Origin of the sequence: Aeromonas sobria (genome assembly GCF_006243315.1) — a bacterium.
In the GTDB taxonomy this organism is placed as follows: Bacteria; Pseudomonadota; Gammaproteobacteria; order Enterobacterales; family Aeromonadaceae; genus Aeromonas; species Aeromonas sobria_A.
This window is the reverse complement of the sequence record NZ_NKWE01000001.1, coordinates 67,864-85,963: the sequence shown is the minus strand read 5'-3', so window position 1 is coordinate 85,963 and position 18,100 is coordinate 67,864. Positions and strand designations below refer to the sequence as shown.

Below are 18,100 nucleotides of genomic sequence, written 5' to 3'. Positions count from 1 at the left end.
CTTTTTATCGCAGGTTCTCTGTCCACCCTCCTTTAATTGCCAACCTCCCTTTAATTGCCCCCTTCCAGCGCCAGCAGCGCTTTTTTAATCTCCAATCCCCCCGCATAGCCGGTCAGGCTGCCGTTTTGGCCGATCACCCGATGGCAGGGGACTATGATCGAGAGCGGATTGCGGCCATTCGCCGCGCCCACTGCCCGCACTGCATTCGGCTTGCCGATGGCGCGGGCAATATCGCTGTAGCTGCGGGTCTCGCCATAGGGGATGTCGCACAGCGCTTGCCACACCGCTTGCTGAAAGGTGGTGCCGTGGGCGGCCAAGGGCAGAGTGAAGTGCTGCAAACGACCAGAAAAATAGGCATCAAATTCAGCGAGATAAGGGGCCAGCGTCCCGTGATCTTGCTGCCAGCCACTCATATCGGGCAGCGCCCGCAGGCCCGCCACAAAGTCCACATGCACCAGACCAGATTCATTGATGGCGACCAGCAGGTCGCCGCAGCGGGTCGGCAGAATATCGTAGCGGGTCATGGGGTTATCTCCTGTTGTTGGTTATCTGGCGGTTGTTCGTTGCCGGTGGAGTGGCACAGCAAATTGGGTGCTTCACTCATGGCGTGCCACAGCCAGCTGGCCGCATAGCTGCGCCACGGTTGCCAGGCTGCGCTTTGCGCCAACACCTCCTTCACCGGTAGCTTGGTGCCGTCCCCGAGCGCCTTTTGCAGTACCAGATCGGAGGCGGGGAAAGCATCAGGATCCAGAGCGCAGCGCAGCCGCCAGTACGAGACCGTCCAGGGGCCTATGCCCGGTAGCGCCAGCAACTGCTCGTCACTGGCCGTAGTGAGGGTCAGCTCGCCGCTGGCCAGTGCCTGCGCCACTCCCCGCAGGGTGCGAATGCGGCTGCCGGGCATGCCGATGCCGTCGAGATCGAGTTCGCACAACTGGGCGGGGGTCGGCAGTTGCGCCACCCCGAATTGCGCCTCGGTGCGGGCCACCAGTCGTCCGAGTATGGTGATGGCCCCCTTGACCGATACCTGCTGGCCGACGATGGCGCGCAGCATCACCTCGTATTCGTCCCAGCCACCCGGCAGCCGTACGCCGGGCCAGCGCGCCTGCAAACGGGCGAGCAGCGGATCCTGACCGAGCAGATCGCCGATCCGTTGCATATCGGCATCGAGATCCCACATCCGGCGCACCCGATAGAGCAGATCGGGCAGCGAAGCGAGCGGCAGATCATGGACGGTGAGCTGCAGGCTGTGCCCCTTGCCCTGGGCGATGCGCACCAGCGCGACCTGATCGCCAATCCGGTAGCGCCGCTCATATACCTCACCATCCACCCGCTCCAGCCCCGGGATCGCCCGCAGCCGGTAGAACGCCAGCATGGCCGCCACGTCATAAGGGGGGCGATAGGGCAGTTGCAGGGTCAGGGTTGCGCCACGCGGCTCCGAGCCCATGTGGTCTGGCGCGTCATCGTGTGCCTCTTGTTGGCGCAGGGTGCGCGGGGCCAGCCCGTAGGCGTTGAGCCAGGCGTCGTTGAAGCGGCGGATGCTGGCAAAACCTGCGGCAAACGCGATATCGGTGATGGGCAGCCCGGTTTCGGTCAGCAGCCTTTTTGCCAGCAGCAGGCGGCGTGTCTGCTCCACCTGTTTTGGCGAGGCGCCAAGGTGCTGCTCGAACTGGCGGCGCAGGGTGCGTTCGCTTATCCCGGCCTCTTTAGCGAGTTCGGCGAGCGTGCCGTCAGCCAGCTCGCCGCGATCGATGCGGGCCAGCAGGCGCGCCAGTTCAACCGGCAGATCGCCACGGGCGGCGGGGGCCAGCTCGGGTCGGCAGCGCAGGCAGGGGCGCAGGCCATGTTGCTCGGCAGCTGCAGCGCTTTGGAAGTAGCGCACATTGTGCTCGTGCGGTGGCCGTGCCGGGCAGACCGGTCGGCAGTAGATGCCGGTCGAGATGACACCGGTAAAAAAGCGGCCATCGAAGCGGGCATCGCGGGCGAGCCGCGCGGCGTGGCACTGTTCGCGGCTGAGGGTGTTGATCACCTCATCCGGTGACGACTCTGGGCGTGGCTCTGCATTCATGGCGTGGTGGCTTTGCTGGAATAGATGGCAAGAGAGTAAGGGCGCGCGGGGGCTATGACTAGCCAGAAACGGACAGGGATAGCAAAAATCGGTCGCACCCTTTCCGTTTATCTTGTGTGGCTCGGCGGGGTAATTTGGCAGGGCAGCTCGGTAGGTCATGTGCAACGGATCTATCGAGTTGGCTGGCTGCAGCCACTGCTACCGCATTGCCAACGCGCATCACCACTGACGAGTACCGCTTTCATCGCCGCGCTCATCAGTGTGCCCCGGATGATATAGTCACTGTCAGGATCCGCATTCAAGGAGCTTGTTGTGAAGAAGATCATCTACATAGTGTTGGGAGTGGTGGTCGCCGCCGTGGTTGCTATTGCCGCCCTGGTCAGTCTGATCGACCCGAATCAATTCAAACCCCAGTTGGCAGAGCAGGTGCGTAACAGCACGGGCCGCGAGCTGGTGATGACGGGAGCGATTGACTGGCGCTTCTGGCCGAGTCTCGGCCTCTCGCTGGAGCAGGTCGCTTTGCGCAATCCGGCCGGTTTTGCCGAGCCGGATCTCGTCCGCTTCGAGCAGGGGGAGGCATCGGTGGCCCTGTTACCACTGCTCTCCCATCGGTTGGAGATCGGCAAGGTGACCTTGAGTGGCGCCCATCTCTTTATCCAGACCAAAGCTGATGGCAGCTCCAATCTGAGCGGCCTGCTCAAAGACGCTGCTGCCTCAACGGCGACAGCAACGAGCGAGCCAGCTCAGCCTGCTGCCGAACCGGCTGCGGCTAGCGAGAGTCAGCCCTGGCAGATCAGCTTGCAGGGTGTCGCGCTGTCCCAGGCCAGTGCATTGGTGCAGGATGATCGCAATGGCACCGCGCTGCGACTGGATCGCCTCGATCTCGATATCGGGCAGTTGATTACGGGGCAGTGGGTTCCGGTGACGCTGGTCGCCAAGGGGAGTGTCGACAAGCTCGCTTTCGACGTGACAGGGCAGACCCAAATCAAGCTGGCGCAAGAGGTGATGGCCAGTGAACTGAAAGATCTGAGCCTCAGCGGTAGCCTGAGTGCACCAGCCCTGCGGCTTGATAGCTTCTCCATCAAGGGGGATCGACTGGCCCTGGGTGAGTGGAGCAACCTCACTCTGGCGCTCAAGGGGGCCAAAGGTGATGCGCTGGCTGGCTCACTGGAAGGGACGCTTAAGGGGCGGCTCGACAAGGAGCTGAAGCTGGCAGAGCTCTCCGATGTGGTGCTGACCGCCGCGCTGGAAGGTGATGCGCTGCCGCGCCCGCAGATGAAGCTGAAACTGGCCGGTTTTGCCCGCGCCGAGCTCGGCAAGCAGTTGATTACCCTGAGCAAGCTGGTGATGAGTGCCGATGAGGCGCTGCTGAGTGGTGATGGCGCCGTGCAGCTTGGTGCTGTTCCCGCGATCACTTTCGATCTCAAGGGGGAGAAGCTGGATCTCGACCGCTGGCTCGCCAAGCCGACTCCGGCCACGACCGCACCGGCGAAAGAGGGCAAACCGGCGGCCAGTGCCGCCAACGCCGTGGCAAGCGGCACTAAAGCGGCAACCGGTAATGCGGTAACCGGTAATAGTGAAGCCCTGTCCGCAGTCGAGCCGGATCTGAGCGCGCTCAAGGGGCTGGATCTGGATGGCCGCTTGCAGCTCGGCAGCCTGCGCCTGAAAGGGCTGGATCTCGGCGCTGTGGATTTGCAGGTGGCGCTAGCCAAGGGGCTGCTCACGCTCAAACAGTTCAACGCAACCGTGGCGGGCGGGCAGGTGACGGCGAACGGTGTACTCGATGCACGCCAGCAGCCAGCCAGCTACCAGGTGCACAAGCAGGTGGCCGGGATGAACATTCGTCCCTTGCTGCAGACGCTGGCTCACAGCGATCTGCTGGAGGGCAAGGGTGATCTCGATGTGCAGGTGCAGGGGAGTGGTCTCTCTGCGCTGGCGCTGCGCAACCGGATGCAGGGCAAAGTCACATTGAAACTGAGTGACGGTGCCCTGCACGGCATCAACTTGCCGGAGATGATCCGCGAGGCGCGGGCTACCCTCACCGGCAAGGGGGCCGAGAAGGTGAAAGAGGCGCGCAAGACCGACTTCAGCGCCCTGACCGCCAGCTTCCAGCTTGCCGATGGCATCGCCCGCAGCAAGGATATCCAGCTCTTTGCACCGGCCTTGCGGGTCAAGGGCGAAGGGCAGACCGCGCTGGTGCCACAGAGCCTCGACTTCCTGTTTCTCACCTCCATCGTCGAGAGCAGCAAGGGGCAGGGGGGCAAGGATCTGGATGAACTACAAGAGATCACCATTCCGGTGCGGATCGGTGGCCACTGGCAGGCGCCCAGCTATCAGCTCGACGTGAAGGCGCTGCTCAGCAACAACAAGCTGCTGGAGGAGAAGGCGCGCAAGGAGGCCGAGCGCGGTCTCAAGAAGTTGCTCGGCGACAAGGCCGACAATGAGGCCATCAAAGGGGTGGCCGATCAGCTGCTCAAGGGGCTGTTCAAATAGGTGACGGTTCGCATGGGCTGGCGGGAGCTGTGCCACGGTTTCGACCGGCAGCTCTCTTTCGCCCAGCAGCGCGTGGGTCAGTTGCTGGTCGAGAGCACGCCAGCATCCGTGTGCGCAGGCCAGTCGCCACGGGCTGCGGGGCGGTGGCCAGCTCAGGTCGGCAGTAGAGCCCGGTCGAGAGCACGCCAGTAAAGAAGTGGTCATCGAAGCGGGCATTGCGGGCGAGTCGTGCGGCACTGTTCGCGGCTGAGGGTGTTGATCATCTCATCCGGTGACGGCTCTGGGCTTGTCTTCGCATTCATGGCGTGGCGGTTTTGCCGGGATACTTTGCTGGAATAGATGGCAAGAGAGTAAGGGGGGCGTGACTCGCCAGAAACGGACTGGGATAGCAAAAATCGACCGCATTTTTCTGTTCACTTTCTCTTTTCAGTCTCTCTTTCCACGATTTCGTTTCACTCTTAGTCTCACTCTCCTCCTCATTCTCCGTCTCACTTTTATCCATTTGGCGCGGTTCCGGCAGGGGCGTGTAGAGCGGATGGGTCGGGGGCACTATTGGCTCAACTTTATTTGTTTGGCGAGATTAGTTGTGGTGCAAACTGCTTAAAAACTAATAACAGATCACATAATTATCTTTTTGTCGTTGAGTGAGGTGGCGTTGTATTGTTCAATCGAGTCAGTTAATTTTTTATGATTATTAAGTTAACTGTTTCGCGGCCCAAGGCCGACCAATAACAACAACACTTGCCAAGGATGATAAGTGAGCGACTGTACGGCATGGCCCCATTGCCGGGGCTTTAGTCTGATCGAGTTGCTGATCGCCATGACGGTTGTCAGTATTCTCGCGGCCATCGCGCTGCCTGCGTATCAGGGTTATCTGCAACAGGGGCGTCGCTACGACGCGCAGCAGCAACTGCTGGAGCAGGCGCTCGCCCTCGAGCGTATTTATACCCAGCAGGGCCGTTATCCCGACAAGTTTGCCACCCCTTCCAACACAGATTTCTACCAATTCAGCTACAGCCAGCAAGACGCTGGCGACTACCTGCTCAAAGCCATTCCAACGACGCGACAACAGGATGAGTGCGGCACTCTGACCCTCGATCAAACCGGTTATCGCGCGGCCAATCGTCATGACTGCTGGGGATCATAAGATGAACGTGCGCGGATTTACCCTGATTGAGTTGATGATCACGGTCGGCATTGCCGCCATCTTGCTGCTGGTCGGGGTGCCCTCCATGAGCCAGCGCCTCGCGGCCGAGCGGCTCGATCGCAGTGTGACCGAACTTGCTTCCGCCTACCGTTTTGCCCGCAGCGAAGCGGTCAAACTGACCCTGCCGGTAGTGCTGCAGGGCACCGAAAACGGTGGCTGGGAGGTGATGGCCGACAGCCAGCTGCTGCGTCAGGCGGCGGCGCCCGGTGGCGGTGTGGTGATCCAGCCGTTTGAGCCCATCCAGATCGCACCAACCGGCAGCAGCAGTCACGCCGAGATCACCCTGGCCAATCGCCTCGGTGATCAACGGGTGCTCTGTGTGGCCCCGAGCGGCCAGCTGCTGCAAGGGAGCTGCTCATGAGACACGCCGCGCCTGCCCGCCAGCAGGGCTTCAATCTGGTGGAGATCATGGTCTCCATGGTGCTGGCGGTGATGGTGTTTCTCGGTCTCGCCAAGGGGCAGGTGGTCTCATTGCAGCAGGCGCACTACAGCCTGCAAAGCACGCTGGCCACTATCGAGGCGAGTAACAGCGTGGAGCAGATCTGGAGTTCGTTGTGCGAGGTGCAGCGCAAGCCGGAGCGGTTCACCCAGGCCGATTTTCTCCAGCGTTTCACCCTGCAGGATGGCCACCGGCTGGTGCTGCCCAACCGCTATAGCGACAACTTTGTGGTCGCCATCGAATGGCAGGATGAGCGGGTTTCCGGTGCCAAGCGGGTGGAGTTGAACGCAGGATTTCCGCCCCTATGCTGAGCGCCCCCTCCCGACAGCGAGGCGTCAGTCTGGTCGAGCTGATGATCTCCATGGTGCTCGGTCTGATGCTGATGCTGGCGATTTTTGCCGGTTACGCCCCGATCAAGAGCACGGTCGAGCAGAGCAAGGCGCTGGAGCAGGCGAACGAGGTGCTGCGCTTTGCCACCCTCACCTTTACCAACAGCATCAAGCAGGCGGATCAGCTGATTGCCGTCACCCCTGATCGCCTGACGTTGGCTTTCAAGGTGGAGGGGGGCAGCAAGGTGCTCTCCTGCCTTGGCAACCAGAAAACTGCCGATTTTACCGAGCAATACCGCTTCACGCCGCCGGTACTCAGTTGTGATGACGGGGACGGCCCCCGCCTGTTGCTGGCGGATCTTCAGGATCTTGAATTCGGCCAGCAGGGTGCGCTGGTCAATATCCGCATCTTGCCCGAAGGGCTGCCCAGCTATCTGGCGCCGGGGGTAGAGGTGCAGGTGGCCCGCCGCAAGGCGGTCTGGGCGGCAGCGCTGGCCACATCCGGTGCCAACGCCACTACAGGAGGTGCGCGATGAACAAGGGATTGCAGGGGCAGCGGGGAGCCGTGCTGCTGGTGGTGTTGGTGGTGAGCCTGCTGTCGAGTCTGCTGGTATTTACCAGCATTCAGGAGAACCAGTTGCAGACTCGCCTGAGCGGCAATTTTCACAAGAAGATCAATGCACAACTGAGCGCCGAGCAGGGGATGAACGACAGTTATCGCGCCCTGCATCAGGCGCTCGGCGCCGAACCGCGCATCGCGTGGGATCAACTGGTGCAAAAGGTGCCGGGCAAGGGCGAAGGGGCCATAGCGGGCAGCCGCTTCAGCATCGATCAGCTTAATGCTTCCGCCGACAGCAAGCTGGCGTTGCAGAGCAATGGCCGCTATCTGGAGGGAAATTCCAGTCTCAACGCGCTGTTTGCCCTCAAGCGCGAGCCCGGCAATCTGGTCTTTCAGGATTCGGTGGTGGCGTGCGAGGGGCTGAGCCTCTCCGGCAGCGGTTTGATCGACAGTTACGATTCGCGCAAGGGCAAATATGGCGGCAGCAACATCAACCAAAATGCCAAGGTGGCGACCGTCAGCGACAAGGCCAATGTGGTGCTCGACGGCAATTCGCCAATTTGGGGAGATGTGCGGGCGACCGGGGCCGTGACGCTTAACGGATCTTCCCCCATCTCCGGCAATGTGAATGCCGGGAGCGATGTCATTATCTCCCCCTCTTCGGACAAGATTGTCCGGGTCTCCGGCAATGTGAAAGGGGGCGGCAGTTTGACTCTGAAAGGGGGGCGCATCGGTGGACAGGTGGCGGTCAATGGCAATGTTGCCATGGATTGGGGCACCAGCATCGACAGCGGCAAGCTCAGTTATGGCGGCGCGGGCCTTTTTAAAGATCCGGTAAACCAGAAATATCTGGATCCCCTGTACCGTACTGACCCCAAGTTGCCACCGGTGGCGGGGCAGGTGTGTGATCCGCTCAATGTGGCGGCGCTGCCCAAATCCCCCAAGCTGGCCAATCTGCCGCCTAATGGCCCGCTGACGCTGGGGGCGACCCAGCAGATGGTGCTGACCACGGATCCCGCCACCGGTTCGGTGACCAGCAGCAACCAGAGCAAGCCCGGGCTACCGCTGCCCGGCAAGGGGGAGCTGTTTGGCAAAGAGCAGACCGTTTACAAGCTCGACAGCCTCAATATGGGGTCGGACGCCACGCTCACCATCAAGGGGGATGTGGTGCTGCTGATCGGCAAGGATTTCACCATGGGCGGCAGCAACCAGTTAACGGTCGCGCCCGGCAGCAGCCTGACCCTGATCGTCAGCGGCAAGATCGATCTCGGGGCCGGTGCCGAGGTCACGGCGGCCAAGCAGGGGCTGACCCCTGCAGGCAACCCGGCCATCTCCATCTATTCCGCTTACAACGGTAAGGATGGGGTCAAGTTGTCGGGCAATACCCCGCTCTATGCCGCTCTCTATGCGCCGCTCACCGAGATGAAGATCGCTGGCAGTGGTGGCCTCTATGGTGCGGTGCGCGCCAAGCATCTGACCGAGAGCGGTGCCGGTGGTGTGCACTACGACGAGGCGCTGGGCATGGCAGACATGGGGGAGGATCAGGGGCCAGCCCCGACGCTGGCGTTGCGTCAGTGGCACTTTGTCCAGTGAGGCTGGCGAGCCGCTAACAAGGATCGAACGGGGCGACCGACTGTCTGCGGTGCAGATCTAGCGGCATCGCCCGCAGCAATGATATTCAGCTCCTTGCACCTGCCTTGCAGGTCAAAGGCGAGGGGCAGACCCAGCTGCCAGCTCGACGTGAGTGACGGTTCAAATGATGTAGCGGGAACGGCGCCAAGGCCGTTAGCGGTTGACCGGATGTCAGTGCCATTGAAGAATGGCGCTGACATTTTTTCTTGGGGCGACACGCGCTATTGCGCCGTCGCCATCTATTGCACCTCCCCTATCCGGAGTCATGCCGAATTGAACCCATGCGCCTGATCCTGCTGCTCTGCTCCCTGATCTGCTACGGCATGGCCTGTCCCGTGTTGGCCGGGCCGCTCTCTGATCGCCTGGCTGGGGAGCTGGCCAAACAGGCACCGGAACAGGCGCTTCCCCTTGACGAGGTACAGCGGCTCGACCGCCGCCTGATTGCTCCAGATTCCCTTCATCCCGGCTGGCAGCGCTATCCGCTGCGCCAGTTGCAGGCCATCTATCGCTATCAGCAGGAGTGCGGGACAGATAACGCCTTGCCCACCGAGTGGCTGCCACTGCTGCGGGCGATGTGCGGCCAAGGGGCTGCGCCCTCGACCAGCTGGTTTGCCGCTCACCCCGTCTATCCGCTGGGCGGCTCCAGTGCGGCCCGCTGGCTGGCTCGTTATCCGACTGTGGAGCTCGACGATCTGCTCCATGTGCGGGAGCGGCGCGATCAGCTGGGGCTGCTTGGCGAACTTGATGATGACAACCTAGACGCCCTGCTGCGGGGGGAGCGCTGGCTGCTGCAATCCGGCCAGCTCTGGCTGCTCGGCGATGGGCAGTGGCGCCGCTATGGCACCGGCCAGTGGCAACCGCTGGCCGAGCGGCTCGGCGTGATGCTGGATAGCCGGGTCGATGGCCCCTGTCAGGAGCGGGTCGGCGCGCTCTGCTTCAACGAGCGTCCCACGCTGCATTGGCAGTGGCTAGCGCTGGCCAGCTCGTTTGGTTTCATCCTGCTGCTGGGGTGGGCCAGCTGGCAGCGCTGGCGCTTGCTGCGGGAGCGGCGCGTCGCGTTGCAGATGCTGACTCACGAGTTGCGCACTCCCATCATGGCGCTCTCCGGCATCAGTGAGGAGCTGCGCCACGATTTCGACCGGCTGCCCCCTTCCGCCCAGCAGAGCGTGGGTCAGTTGCTGGGCAGTGTCGCCCGTCTGCATCAACTGGCACAGGCCAGTCGCCACTATCTGGCGGCAGAGACCCTCGAGGATGAGCGGGTGGCGGTCAGTCTGGCCGAGTGGCTCACGCTGGCCTGCGAGCGGCATGGCGCCACCTTCTGCCTTGAGCGGGAGATGATTCTGGCGCTCCCCTTCTACTGGCTCGATCTCGCCCTCGACAATCTGCTGCGCAACGCCAGCCAGCATGGCCGCGTACCGGTTCGGGTCAGTGCCCGCTGGCAGGCGGGGCGCTTGATTCTCGCAGTCAGCGATGGTGGCGAGCTGCCGAGTTACCGGCTCGCCACCCTGCTGCGTCGCGGTGCCCGTGCCGATGGCTTGGGGCTGGGGCTTGCCATCGTGCGCCATCTGCTGCGCCGTCTTGGCGGGCGCCTCGCCCTATCCGGCCCGCCCACCACCTTCACCCTGACGCTGCCCTGCCAACACTGGAGCGACACCGAATCATGAAGACCATCTTGCTTGTCGAAGACGAGGCGCTGCTGGCGGAGAACCTGCAACGCTATCTGACCCGCGAGGGGTATCGTTGCCTCTGGTGCGACACCCTGACTGCGGCGGAGCAGCAGTGGCTGGCGGCGGATCTGGTGCTGCTTGATCGCACCATGCCGGAGGGGGATGCCCTCGACTGGCTGCCCCAGTGGCTGGCGCGCAAGGCGTTGCCGGTGATCGTGCTGACCGCCCGGGTGGAGGTGAGCGATAGAGTGGCCGGGCTCGATGCGGGGGCGCGCGACTACCTGACCAAGCCCTTCTCCCACGATGAGCTGCTGGCGCGGATCCGTGCCCAGCTGCGTCAGCTGGGGGATGGCACTCAGGTGGTGGGCGGTTTGCAGCTCCATCCCGCCCGGATGCAGGCGAGCTGGCAGGATACGGAGGTGAGTTTTACCCCCACCGAGTTTGCCCTGCTCACCCTGCTGGTGCGAATGGCGGGGCGGGTGCTGAGCCGGGAGGAGATCCTCAATCGGGTGTGGGGCTATCAGGCGTTTCCCTCCACCCGCACGGTTGATACCCATATTCTGCAACTACGCCAGAAGCTGCCGGGGCTGGCCATCGAGACGGTGCGCGGCATCGGCTACCGGCTGGAGGTGACAGCGTGAAGCGCGCAACGCTGGCTGGGCTGCGGTTGGCTCTGGGCGTTGGCCTTCTGAACTTATGCCTTCTGAACATAGGCCTTCTGAGCGCAGGCAGCGTGATGGCAACCGAGCGCCTCCTGGAAACCGAACGCACCGACCCGCTGCAACCAGCCACCCTGGCGCTGTTACAGGGGGATAACCTGCACGGCTGGCAATCTTTGCAGCAGGCGTGGCCTGCGCTCAACAGCGATGCCGAGCGCCGTAGCTGGCAGGGGATGCTGGCAGCGCTAAGTGCCCAGCACTGCGGCAAGGATTTCCCGCTCACTCTGCCTGATGGGGTGGGCGAGCTGCGGCTTGAGCTGATCCAGCGCGATGCGCCGCTGCTGCGGGACTATCGGGTGCAGCTGACCGGGGAGGGGCCCATCACCGCTGCTGAACTTATCGATCCCGCTGGTCGCAACCGGCTGGCGGGTGCCCAGTGGGAGACGGAAGGGAATAAAGGGGTCAGGGTCGTGGGGGCCGATCTGCCGACCCCTTTGCCAGCCGGGCTTTATCAGTTGCAGTTGGATGTAGCGGGCAAGCGCTGGCAGGTGGCGCTGCCGCTGCCTGCGGTGCAGGATCTGGACTGGCTCTCCCGTTCGCCGCAAGCGGTGGCCAATCCCCCCGCCAACCCTGCTTCCTGTACGCCGCTCTGGCTCGATCAGGCGGTGCTGGCCCGCCCGCAATACTCCCTGCTCTGGTGGCACCGCATTGCGCCCGATGAGCCGGTGAGCTGGCCTGCCGTTACCCCCGACAGCTGGCGCACTCTTTCGCTGGTGCAGACCAGCCAGCGCGGCCAGCTGGTGTTGCAGCTAAGCCACAGTCAGGCGGGGCCGGTGGACTAATGACCATCGTGATGGTCAGGTGCCCGCAATCCTGACATTGGCCTGACAATCGCAGGCTGCCGATCTGCTGAAATGGCGATTCCCGTGTGTTATCAGGAATCACAGACCATGACTCTTCTCCCCGAATTCGCGAGCCGGATCCGCCCGCTGCTGCTGTTGGCGCCGCTGTTCTCACTGCTCTCACTGCCTGCGGAGGCGCTGACCCTTGCCAACGAGCAGTGGCGTATCGAGCTGGATCCCGCCACCCTGGCGGCCGAGGCTGTGCTGCCCTCGGGCCAGCACCTTGCCATCTCTTCCCCCGGCCCGCGCCAGCCGGTCACTGCCCTGCAGCAGGAGGGGGAGCGTGCCAACTGGCTGACCCGCGCCGATGGCGAGGTACGGGCTTTGGCCCGCCTTGAGGGCAACCGGCTGATCCTCAGCTTGAGCCGCGCGACGACTGGTGAGCTGGTGTGGCCGCGAGTACCGGCAGGTGCGCAAGCGTTGATGCTGCCGATCCACGAGGGTTTTCGCATTCCCGCGACTCACCCCGCGTGGCGCAAGGCGCTGGCGCAGGAGTATCAGGGGATCAATACCACCGAGGATCTCACCCTGCCGCTGGTGGGGCTGGATCACGGGGATCAGCAGCTAGCGATCCTCTTTGCCAATCCCTTCAACAACCGCCTTGCCTTTACGCCCAAACCGGACGGCATAGCCATCACCGCGACCCACAGCGTCAACCGTCTTAATCAGGCCGACCCCTATGAGGTGGCGGTATCGCTGCAACCGGGCAACGACTGGCTGGCGGCGGCCAAGGCCTATCGTCACCGGTTGCAGGAGCGGGGCGAGCTGGTCTCGCTTGAGAGCAAGCTGGCGGCAGTAAAGGATGGCAAGCGGCTGATCGGCGCCTCTCACCTCTATCTCTGGGGCGAGCGACTGCTGGTGCCACAGGATGTCAAGAGCTGGTCTACCCTGCGCAAGTTGATCCCCACAGGCTGGTTAAGTGGCGAGAGCAAGCTGGCGCTGCAGGCCCCCGATCTGGCCCGTAATCGTTATCTGCAGGAGCGGGTACTGCAAGGCCTGGAGGTCGCGCTGCGCCAGCGCCATCCGGGGCAGCGTCCCGAGTCGTTTATTGCCCCTCGTGAACTGGCTCGAGAGTTGTTGGGCCCGGCATTGAATCAGCCTGAAAGTTGGGGCGATGGCAGCTCCAGCAAATTGGTCAATGCCCTCAAGCAGGCTGGATTGCCCAAGCTCTGGCTGGGGCTGCCCCAGTGGACCGCCGGTTTTGCCGCGCCACAGGGGATTGAACTCGCCAAGCAGGCGGGTTATCTCATCGCCCCTTATGACTCCTACGACACCGCCTTGCCCGATGGTAATAAGCAGCAGGGATGGCTGACAGCTCAGATGGGGCAGGATATCTATCAGCGCTGCGGCATCATGCAGGAGAACGGCCAGCGCAAGAGCGGCTTTCAAAACAGCGGCGTCTACACCAATCAGGCCTGCGTGCGCCCAGTGATGGAGCAGCGGGTGCCCTGGTTGCAGTCTGCCAGTCACTACAACAGCTGGTTTCTCGATGTGGCGGCGACCGGCATGGTGTTTGACGACTTCGATCCGGCCAAGCTGACCACTCAGGCGCAGGATGCGGAAAATCGGATAGATGGCATGGCGTGGATTGCCAAAAGTCAGGGGGTGCTGGTGGGCTCGGAGGTGGGTGGGGCAGTGGCCAACCGCACTGCGGCCTTTGCCCACGGCACCCAGACCAGCGGCTTTGGCTGGCGAGATCCTGATATGCGCAGTAACAAGCGATCGCCCTACTATCTGGGGGCCTGGTATCCCGAGTCGCAACCGGCGTTTTTCTTTCGCCAGAGTCACCTCAAGCCCGAGTATCAGGGGCTCTACTTCGATCCTGCGCTGCGGTTGCCGCTGTTCCAGAGTGTCTTCCACGACAGCATAGTGACCACCCACCACTGGACGGTGGACAGCCTCAAGTTCAAGGAGAGCCGTCAGGTCACCGAGCTATTGCAGCAGCTCTACAACGTACCGCCCCTGCTCAACCTCAGTCTGGATTCTGCCAGTGCGCGCATTCCCTACCTCAAGGGGCTCGATGCCTTCTTCCGTCCGCTGCACCAACGGCTCTACAACCAGCCCCTCACCGGTTTTCGCTGGCTCGACAAGCGAGGAGATGTGCAGCAGAGCGAGTTTGCCGATGGCACCCGACTGATAGCCAACTTTGGCCCGGCCACCGAGCTGGCAGGGATAAAGCTGGCAGCTCAAAGCGTGCTGGCGCAGCTGCCCGATGGCAGGCAGCTGCAGTTTGTCTCGCAAGCTGATGGTGCGCGTTGAAGTTGGATCTGGGTGGTTTGGGTACGTACTATCGTGGCGGGTAGCGATCGTGAAACTGATAGTGGAATAACAAGGATGCTAAATGAACAAAAATGTGCTGATCACCGGAGGTAGCAGAGGAATTGGTGCTGCCACCGCCCGCTATCTGGCGGAACAGGGGTATAACCTCTGCCTTAACTATCGATGTGACCGACAGGCCGCCGATGCGCTGGTGGCTGAGATCAAGGCTAACTTTGCAGTCTCCTGTATATCCGTGCAGGCGGATATCAGCATTGAGGCTGAGGTGGTGCATCTGTTTGAGGAGATGGACGAGCGACTCGGGGTGATCACCCATCTGGTCAACAACGCCGGCATCTTGCAGCCACAGATGAAGGTGCTGGAGATGAGCGCCGAGCGGATCAACAAGACACTGACCACCAATGTGACCGGCTATTTTCTCTGCTGCCGTGAGGCGGTGCGCCGCATGACGGTGGGTTGCGCCATCGTCAATGTCTCCTCGGCTGCCGCTCGTCTGGGCTCGGCGGGTGAATACGTGGACTATGCCGCCTCCAAGGGGGCCATAGACGTGCTGACCAAGGGCTTGTCGCTGGAGGTGGCGGCGCAGGGGATCCGGGTCAACGGGGTACGCCCTGGCTTTATCTACACAGAGATGCATGCCGACGGTGGTGAACCCGACCGAGTGGAGAGGGTGAAAAACCAGATCCCGCTGCAGCGGGGCGGTCAACCAGCCGAGGTGGCCGCCGCCATTGCCTGGCTGCTGTCGGATGAAGCCTCCTACGCCACCGGCACCTTTATCGATCTTGCCGGGGGGCGATAGCGCTTAATGCTACCGCTTATATCTGGATGAAGAAGGGGCGCCCAAGCGCCCCTTTCTCGTTGATCCTGCGGTGCTTTACCTTACTCCCCCAGCTGTTGTTGCCAGACTGCCAGCACATGGCTGCGCTCACTCTGCAGCTGATCGTCGCTCACCTTGCGGGAGATCTCCGAGAGGTTGAGGCGATGGCCGAGGTTGCGGATCTCCAGATAGGCGTGCTTGAGCCCTTCTGCCTGCTCCAGCGTCAGCACCCCCGCCATCACGCACTCGTCGAAGATGCGCACGTTATCGGACCAACGGGTGAGGGCATCCGGTTCGCTAGCTGCGTAGGCCAGCACCAGATACTGGGCGATAAACTCGATATCCACCATGCCACCGGGGGACTGCTTGAGGTCGAACTCACCAGCACCCGCTTTGAGCAGGTGATCCCGCATCTTGTGGCGCATCTCGCGCACCTCGCGTGCCAGGGTCGGCAGTTCCCGCGCTTTGGCCAGCACATCGCGGCGGATGCGGGCAAATTCGGCTTTGATCGCATCATCGCCATAGATGGGGCGGGCCCGCACCAGCGCCTGATGCTCCCAGGTCCAGGCTTCTTTTTGCTGGTACTGCTCATAGGCCGACAGGGACGAGACCAGCAGCCCCGAGTCGCCGGAGGGGCGCAGCCGCATATCGATCTCGTAGAGGATCCCGGAGGGGGTGCGGGTGCTGAACAGGTGCAGGATCCGCTGGGCAAGGCGCAGGTAGAACTGGCGGCTGTCGATGGGTTTGCGCCCGTCTGTGTAGCTGTTGGGGTCGCCGCCGTGCAGGAACACCAGATCGAGATCCGAGCCGTAGCCGAGCTCGATGCCGCCGAGCTTGCCGTAGGCCACCACCGCAAAGCCGCGCTGGCCGCTCACCGCCACCTCGGGCGGCACCCCGTAGCGCTCGCTCATCTGGGCCCAGGCCTGATTGACCACCTCCTCGGTGATCGCCTCCGCCAGCCAGGTGAGGTGGTCGCTCACCTTCATCAGCGGCAGGGCGCCGGCGATGTCGGCCGCCACGATACGCAGCAGTTGCACCTGCTTGAACTGGCGCAGCGCCTCCATCTGCTGCTCCACGTCCTCTTCGGGGATCCGCAGCAGAAACTGGCGCAGCTGGGGTTTGTACTGATCGAGCGGGGTGGGGTGGTAGAGGTGCTGGGGATCGAGCAGCTCGTCCAGCAGGATGGGGTAGCGGGCCAACTGTTCGCTCACCAGATGGCTGGCGTCACAGAGCCGCACCAGCTGGCGCAATGCAGCTGGGTTTTCCGCCAGCAGTTGCAGATAGGCGCTGCGGGTGAAGATGCGGGTCAGCAGCGCGCACACCCGCTCGAACAGCCGAGAGGGTTGCTCGCTGGCGACCACCAACCGCAGCAGCTCCGGCATCAACCAGTCCAGCGCGATGCGCCCCTGCGGGCCCACCTGACGGCGCTTGTACTCTTCTTTGAAGCGCAGCAGAGCGGCGCAGAGCGGGGCGGACTCGGCCACCCCCTGCGCGGTCAGCAGTTTTTCCAGCTCGGCGGCATCGAGCTCGGTGCGCCAGAGATCGAGCCAGAGCTGCTCCAGATGGGCGGGGGCCTCTTTTTCTTCCCCTACCACGGCGGCGAACTCTTGGTGAACGGCGGCCATCTCCTCATCCAGATGAGCCATAAAGGCGCCCCAGTCGCCAAAACCCAGAGCAGCGATCAGCCGCTGGCGATCCCGCTCCTCGGTGGGCAGGGTCTGGGTCTGCTGATCGCCGATCTCCTGCAATATGTTCTCGACCCGGCGCAGGAAGCGATAGGCCGTCAGCAAGCGGTCGCAATGGGCGGATTCGAGGGCGCCGCACTGGGCGATGGCGGCCAGCGCCTCGGGCAGGTGACGCACCCGCAAGGCGGGCTCACGGCCACCGCGAATAAGTTGCAGCGCCTGGGCGATAAACTCCACCTCGCGAATGCCGCCAGCCCCCAGCTTGATGTTGCCCTCCAGCCCCTTGCGGCGCACCTCGGCGGCGATCATCGCCTTCATCTGGCGCAGACCGTCGATAACACCGAAGTCGATATAGCGGCGAAACACGAAGGGGCGCAGCATCTCGGCCAGCTCCACCGCGTGTTCACACTGGGGTCCCAGCACCCGCGCCTTGACCATGGCGTAGCGCTCCCAGTTGCGGCCGTGGTGCTGGTAGTAATCCTCCATGGCGGCAAAGGAGATGGCCAGCGGCCCCGCATCACCAAAGGGACGCAGCCGCATATCGACCCGGAACACCTGACCATCCTGAGTGGGCTGGTGGAGGGCGTTGATGATGCGCTGGCCGAGCTTGATGAAGAAGGGCTGGTTGGCGAGCTCCCGCCGCCCGCCGACCGTGTAGCCGTTCTCGGGGAAGGTGAAGATAAGGTCGATGTCCGATGAGAAATTGAGCTCGCCACCGCCCAACTTGCCCATGCCGAGGATGAGCAGCGGCTGCGGGTTGCCGTCGCCATCCATCGGGGTGCCCAGCTCGCTGCACTGTTTGGCGTAGAGCCAGTCGCGGGCGGAGCAGATCAGGGCATCCGCCAGCTTGGTGAGATGGATAAAGCTCTCTTCCACCGCGGAATGGCCCAGTAGCTCGCGCCAGGCGATCACCAGCATGCGGCTGCGGCGGAACTGGCGCAGGATGCGCTTGAGCGCCTCTTCATCACTCACCTCGGCGAGCAATGTGGTCAGATCGCACTGGTAGGCGGGCCAGCGCTCGGCCCGCTCGAGATCCCCGGAGGCGAGCAGCTCGGTCAGCAATTCGGGCTGTTTGAAGAGGGAATCGGCGACAAAATCGGAGAGGCCAAGCAAGGTCATCAGGGTCTGGCGAACCGGCTCGGACAGGTCGCCATAGTCAGGGGCCAGCTCGACCAGCCGCTGCCACTGGCGCTCGGCCTGATCTTGCAGCAAGGGCGGGAAAGCGGTGATAGATGGGGAGATTGATGTTGAGGGAGAAGCAAAATGCTGGGCCACGGTTGCCGTCCTTGTGGTTCACGACAGGTGGTTAACGACACGGGGTTAACGAAACTGCCGGTTCAAAATGGTGGCTGCCAATCTAGCACTGTCA

General features: G+C 62.9%; 14 protein-coding genes and 1 pseudogene. 11 read left to right on the top strand and 4 right to left on the bottom strand.

All coding sequences use genetic code 11. The features are described 5' to 3' along the window. Window positions 1–50: 50 nt before the first annotated feature. On the bottom strand, window positions 51–524 hold the full coding sequence (locus CF137_RS00375; RefSeq protein ID WP_139717152.1) for a methylated-DNA--[protein]-cysteine S-methyltransferase: 474 nt from the start codon (window positions 522–524) through the stop codon (window positions 51–53). Continuing rightward, the gene (locus CF137_RS00370; RefSeq protein ID WP_139717150.1) at window positions 521–2,065 is read right to left on the bottom strand and encodes a DNA-3-methyladenine glycosylase 2; all 1,545 of its coding nucleotides are present in this window, start codon (window positions 2,063–2,065) and stop codon (window positions 521–523) included. Before CF137_RS00370 ends, CF137_RS00375 begins: the two co-directional genes overlap by 4 nt. A 312-nt stretch (window positions 2,066–2,377) precedes the next feature. Here CF137_RS00370 and CF137_RS00365 point away from each other — a divergent pair, with 312 nt between their 5' ends. Then, window positions 2,378–4,558 carry an AsmA family protein gene (locus CF137_RS00365; RefSeq protein ID WP_139717148.1) on the top strand — a complete coding sequence of 727 codons (2,181 nt, stop codon included), beginning with the start codon at window positions 2,378–2,380 and terminating at the stop codon, window positions 4,556–4,558. On the opposite strand, the pseudogene CF137_RS22445 reads toward CF137_RS00365, so the two are convergent. Further along, window positions 4,551–4,754 (bottom strand): annotated as a pseudogene (locus CF137_RS22445) (hypothetical protein); the annotation flags it as partial. The gene CF137_RS00365 and the pseudogene CF137_RS22445 overlap by 8 nt on opposite strands. Before the next feature lie 561 nt (window positions 4,755–5,315). Here CF137_RS22445 and CF137_RS00355 point away from each other — a divergent pair. The 10 genes from CF137_RS00355 (at window position 5,316) to CF137_RS00310 (ending at window position 15,028) form a co-directional block, all read left to right on the top strand. Then, window positions 5,316–5,705 carry a type IV pilin protein gene (locus tag CF137_RS00355; RefSeq protein WP_139690543.1) on the top strand — a complete coding sequence of 130 codons (390 nt, stop codon included), beginning with the start codon at window positions 5,316–5,318 and terminating at the stop codon, window positions 5,703–5,705. Between the two features lies 1 nt (window position 5,706). Beyond that, a complete protein-coding gene (locus CF137_RS00350) occupies window positions 5,707–6,126 on the top strand; it encodes a GspH/FimT family pseudopilin (RefSeq protein WP_139717146.1) in 420 nt (139 codons plus the stop codon). Then, a complete protein-coding gene (locus tag CF137_RS00345; RefSeq protein WP_139717143.1) occupies window positions 6,123–6,515 on the top strand; it encodes a type IV pilus modification PilV family protein in 393 nt (130 codons plus the stop codon). Before CF137_RS00350 ends, CF137_RS00345 begins: the two co-directional genes overlap by 4 nt. Further along, entirely contained in the window at window positions 6,509–7,069 is a 561-nt protein-coding gene (locus CF137_RS00340) for a PilW family protein (protein ID WP_139717141.1), read from the top strand. The genes CF137_RS00345 and CF137_RS00340 overlap by 7 nt, the downstream gene beginning before the upstream one ends. Then, window positions 7,066–8,685, top strand: coding sequence for a polymer-forming cytoskeletal protein (locus CF137_RS00335; protein ID WP_139717139.1), 1,620 nt, complete (start codon window positions 7,066–7,068; stop codon window positions 8,683–8,685). Before CF137_RS00340 ends, CF137_RS00335 begins: the two co-directional genes overlap by 4 nt. A gap of 320 nt (window positions 8,686–9,005) precedes the next feature. Beyond that, window positions 9,006–10,388, top strand: coding sequence for an ATP-binding protein (locus tag CF137_RS00330; RefSeq protein WP_139717137.1), 1,383 nt, complete (start codon window positions 9,006–9,008; stop codon window positions 10,386–10,388). Next, window positions 10,385–11,032 (top strand): response regulator transcription factor, encoded by a 648-nt coding sequence (locus CF137_RS00325; RefSeq protein WP_139717135.1) that lies wholly within the window; start codon window positions 10,385–10,387, stop codon window positions 11,030–11,032. Before CF137_RS00330 ends, CF137_RS00325 begins: the two co-directional genes overlap by 4 nt. Window positions 11,033–11,127: 95 nt before the next feature. Continuing rightward, window positions 11,128–11,892, top strand: coding sequence for a DUF2861 family protein (locus CF137_RS00320; RefSeq protein ID WP_240038493.1), 765 nt, complete (start codon window positions 11,128–11,130; stop codon window positions 11,890–11,892). Between the two features lie 108 nt (window positions 11,893–12,000). Next, window positions 12,001–14,211 carry a glycoside hydrolase gene (locus CF137_RS00315; RefSeq protein WP_139717131.1) on the top strand — a complete coding sequence of 737 codons (2,211 nt, stop codon included), beginning with the start codon at window positions 12,001–12,003 and terminating at the stop codon, window positions 14,209–14,211. 82 nt (window positions 14,212–14,293) lie between these two features. Next, the gene (locus CF137_RS00310) at window positions 14,294–15,028 is read left to right on the top strand and encodes an SDR family oxidoreductase (protein ID WP_139717129.1); all 735 of its coding nucleotides are present in this window, start codon (window positions 14,294–14,296) and stop codon (window positions 15,026–15,028) included. Window positions 15,029–15,108: 80 nt separating this feature from the next. On the opposite strand, the gene glnE is transcribed toward CF137_RS00310, so the two are convergent. Further along, a complete protein-coding gene (gene glnE, locus CF137_RS00305) occupies window positions 15,109–18,006 on the bottom strand; it encodes a bifunctional [glutamate--ammonia ligase]-adenylyl-L-tyrosine phosphorylase/[glutamate--ammonia-ligase] adenylyltransferase (RefSeq protein ID WP_139717127.1) in 2,898 nt (965 codons plus the stop codon). Window positions 18,007–18,100: the final 94 nt, after the last annotated feature.

Coding starts and splice junctions, on each gene's coding strand:
- CF137_RS00375 (WP_139717152.1), bottom strand. CDS start 524: ATGACCCGCTACGATATTCTGCCGACCCGCTGCGGCGACCTGCTGGTC.
- CF137_RS00370 (WP_139717150.1), bottom strand. CDS start 2,065: ATGAATGCAGAGCCACGCCCAGAGTCGTCACCGGATGAGGTGATCAAC.
- CF137_RS00350 (WP_139717146.1), top strand. CDS start 5,707: ATGAACGTGCGCGGATTTACCCTGATTGAGTTGATGATCACGGTCGGC.
- CF137_RS00345 (WP_139717143.1), top strand. CDS start 6,123: ATGAGACACGCCGCGCCTGCCCGCCAGCAGGGCTTCAATCTGGTGGAG.
- CF137_RS00340 (WP_139717141.1), top strand. CDS start 6,509: ATGCTGAGCGCCCCCTCCCGACAGCGAGGCGTCAGTCTGGTCGAGCTG.
- CF137_RS00335 (WP_139717139.1), top strand. CDS start 7,066: ATGAACAAGGGATTGCAGGGGCAGCGGGGAGCCGTGCTGCTGGTGGTG.
- CF137_RS00330 (WP_139717137.1), top strand. CDS start 9,006: ATGCGCCTGATCCTGCTGCTCTGCTCCCTGATCTGCTACGGCATGGCC.
- CF137_RS00325 (WP_139717135.1), top strand. CDS start 10,385: ATGAAGACCATCTTGCTTGTCGAAGACGAGGCGCTGCTGGCGGAGAAC.
- CF137_RS00320 (WP_240038493.1), top strand. CDS start 11,128: ATGGCAACCGAGCGCCTCCTGGAAACCGAACGCACCGACCCGCTGCAA.
- CF137_RS00315 (WP_139717131.1), top strand. CDS start 12,001: ATGACTCTTCTCCCCGAATTCGCGAGCCGGATCCGCCCGCTGCTGCTG.
- CF137_RS00310 (WP_139717129.1), top strand. CDS start 14,294: ATGAACAAAAATGTGCTGATCACCGGAGGTAGCAGAGGAATTGGTGCT.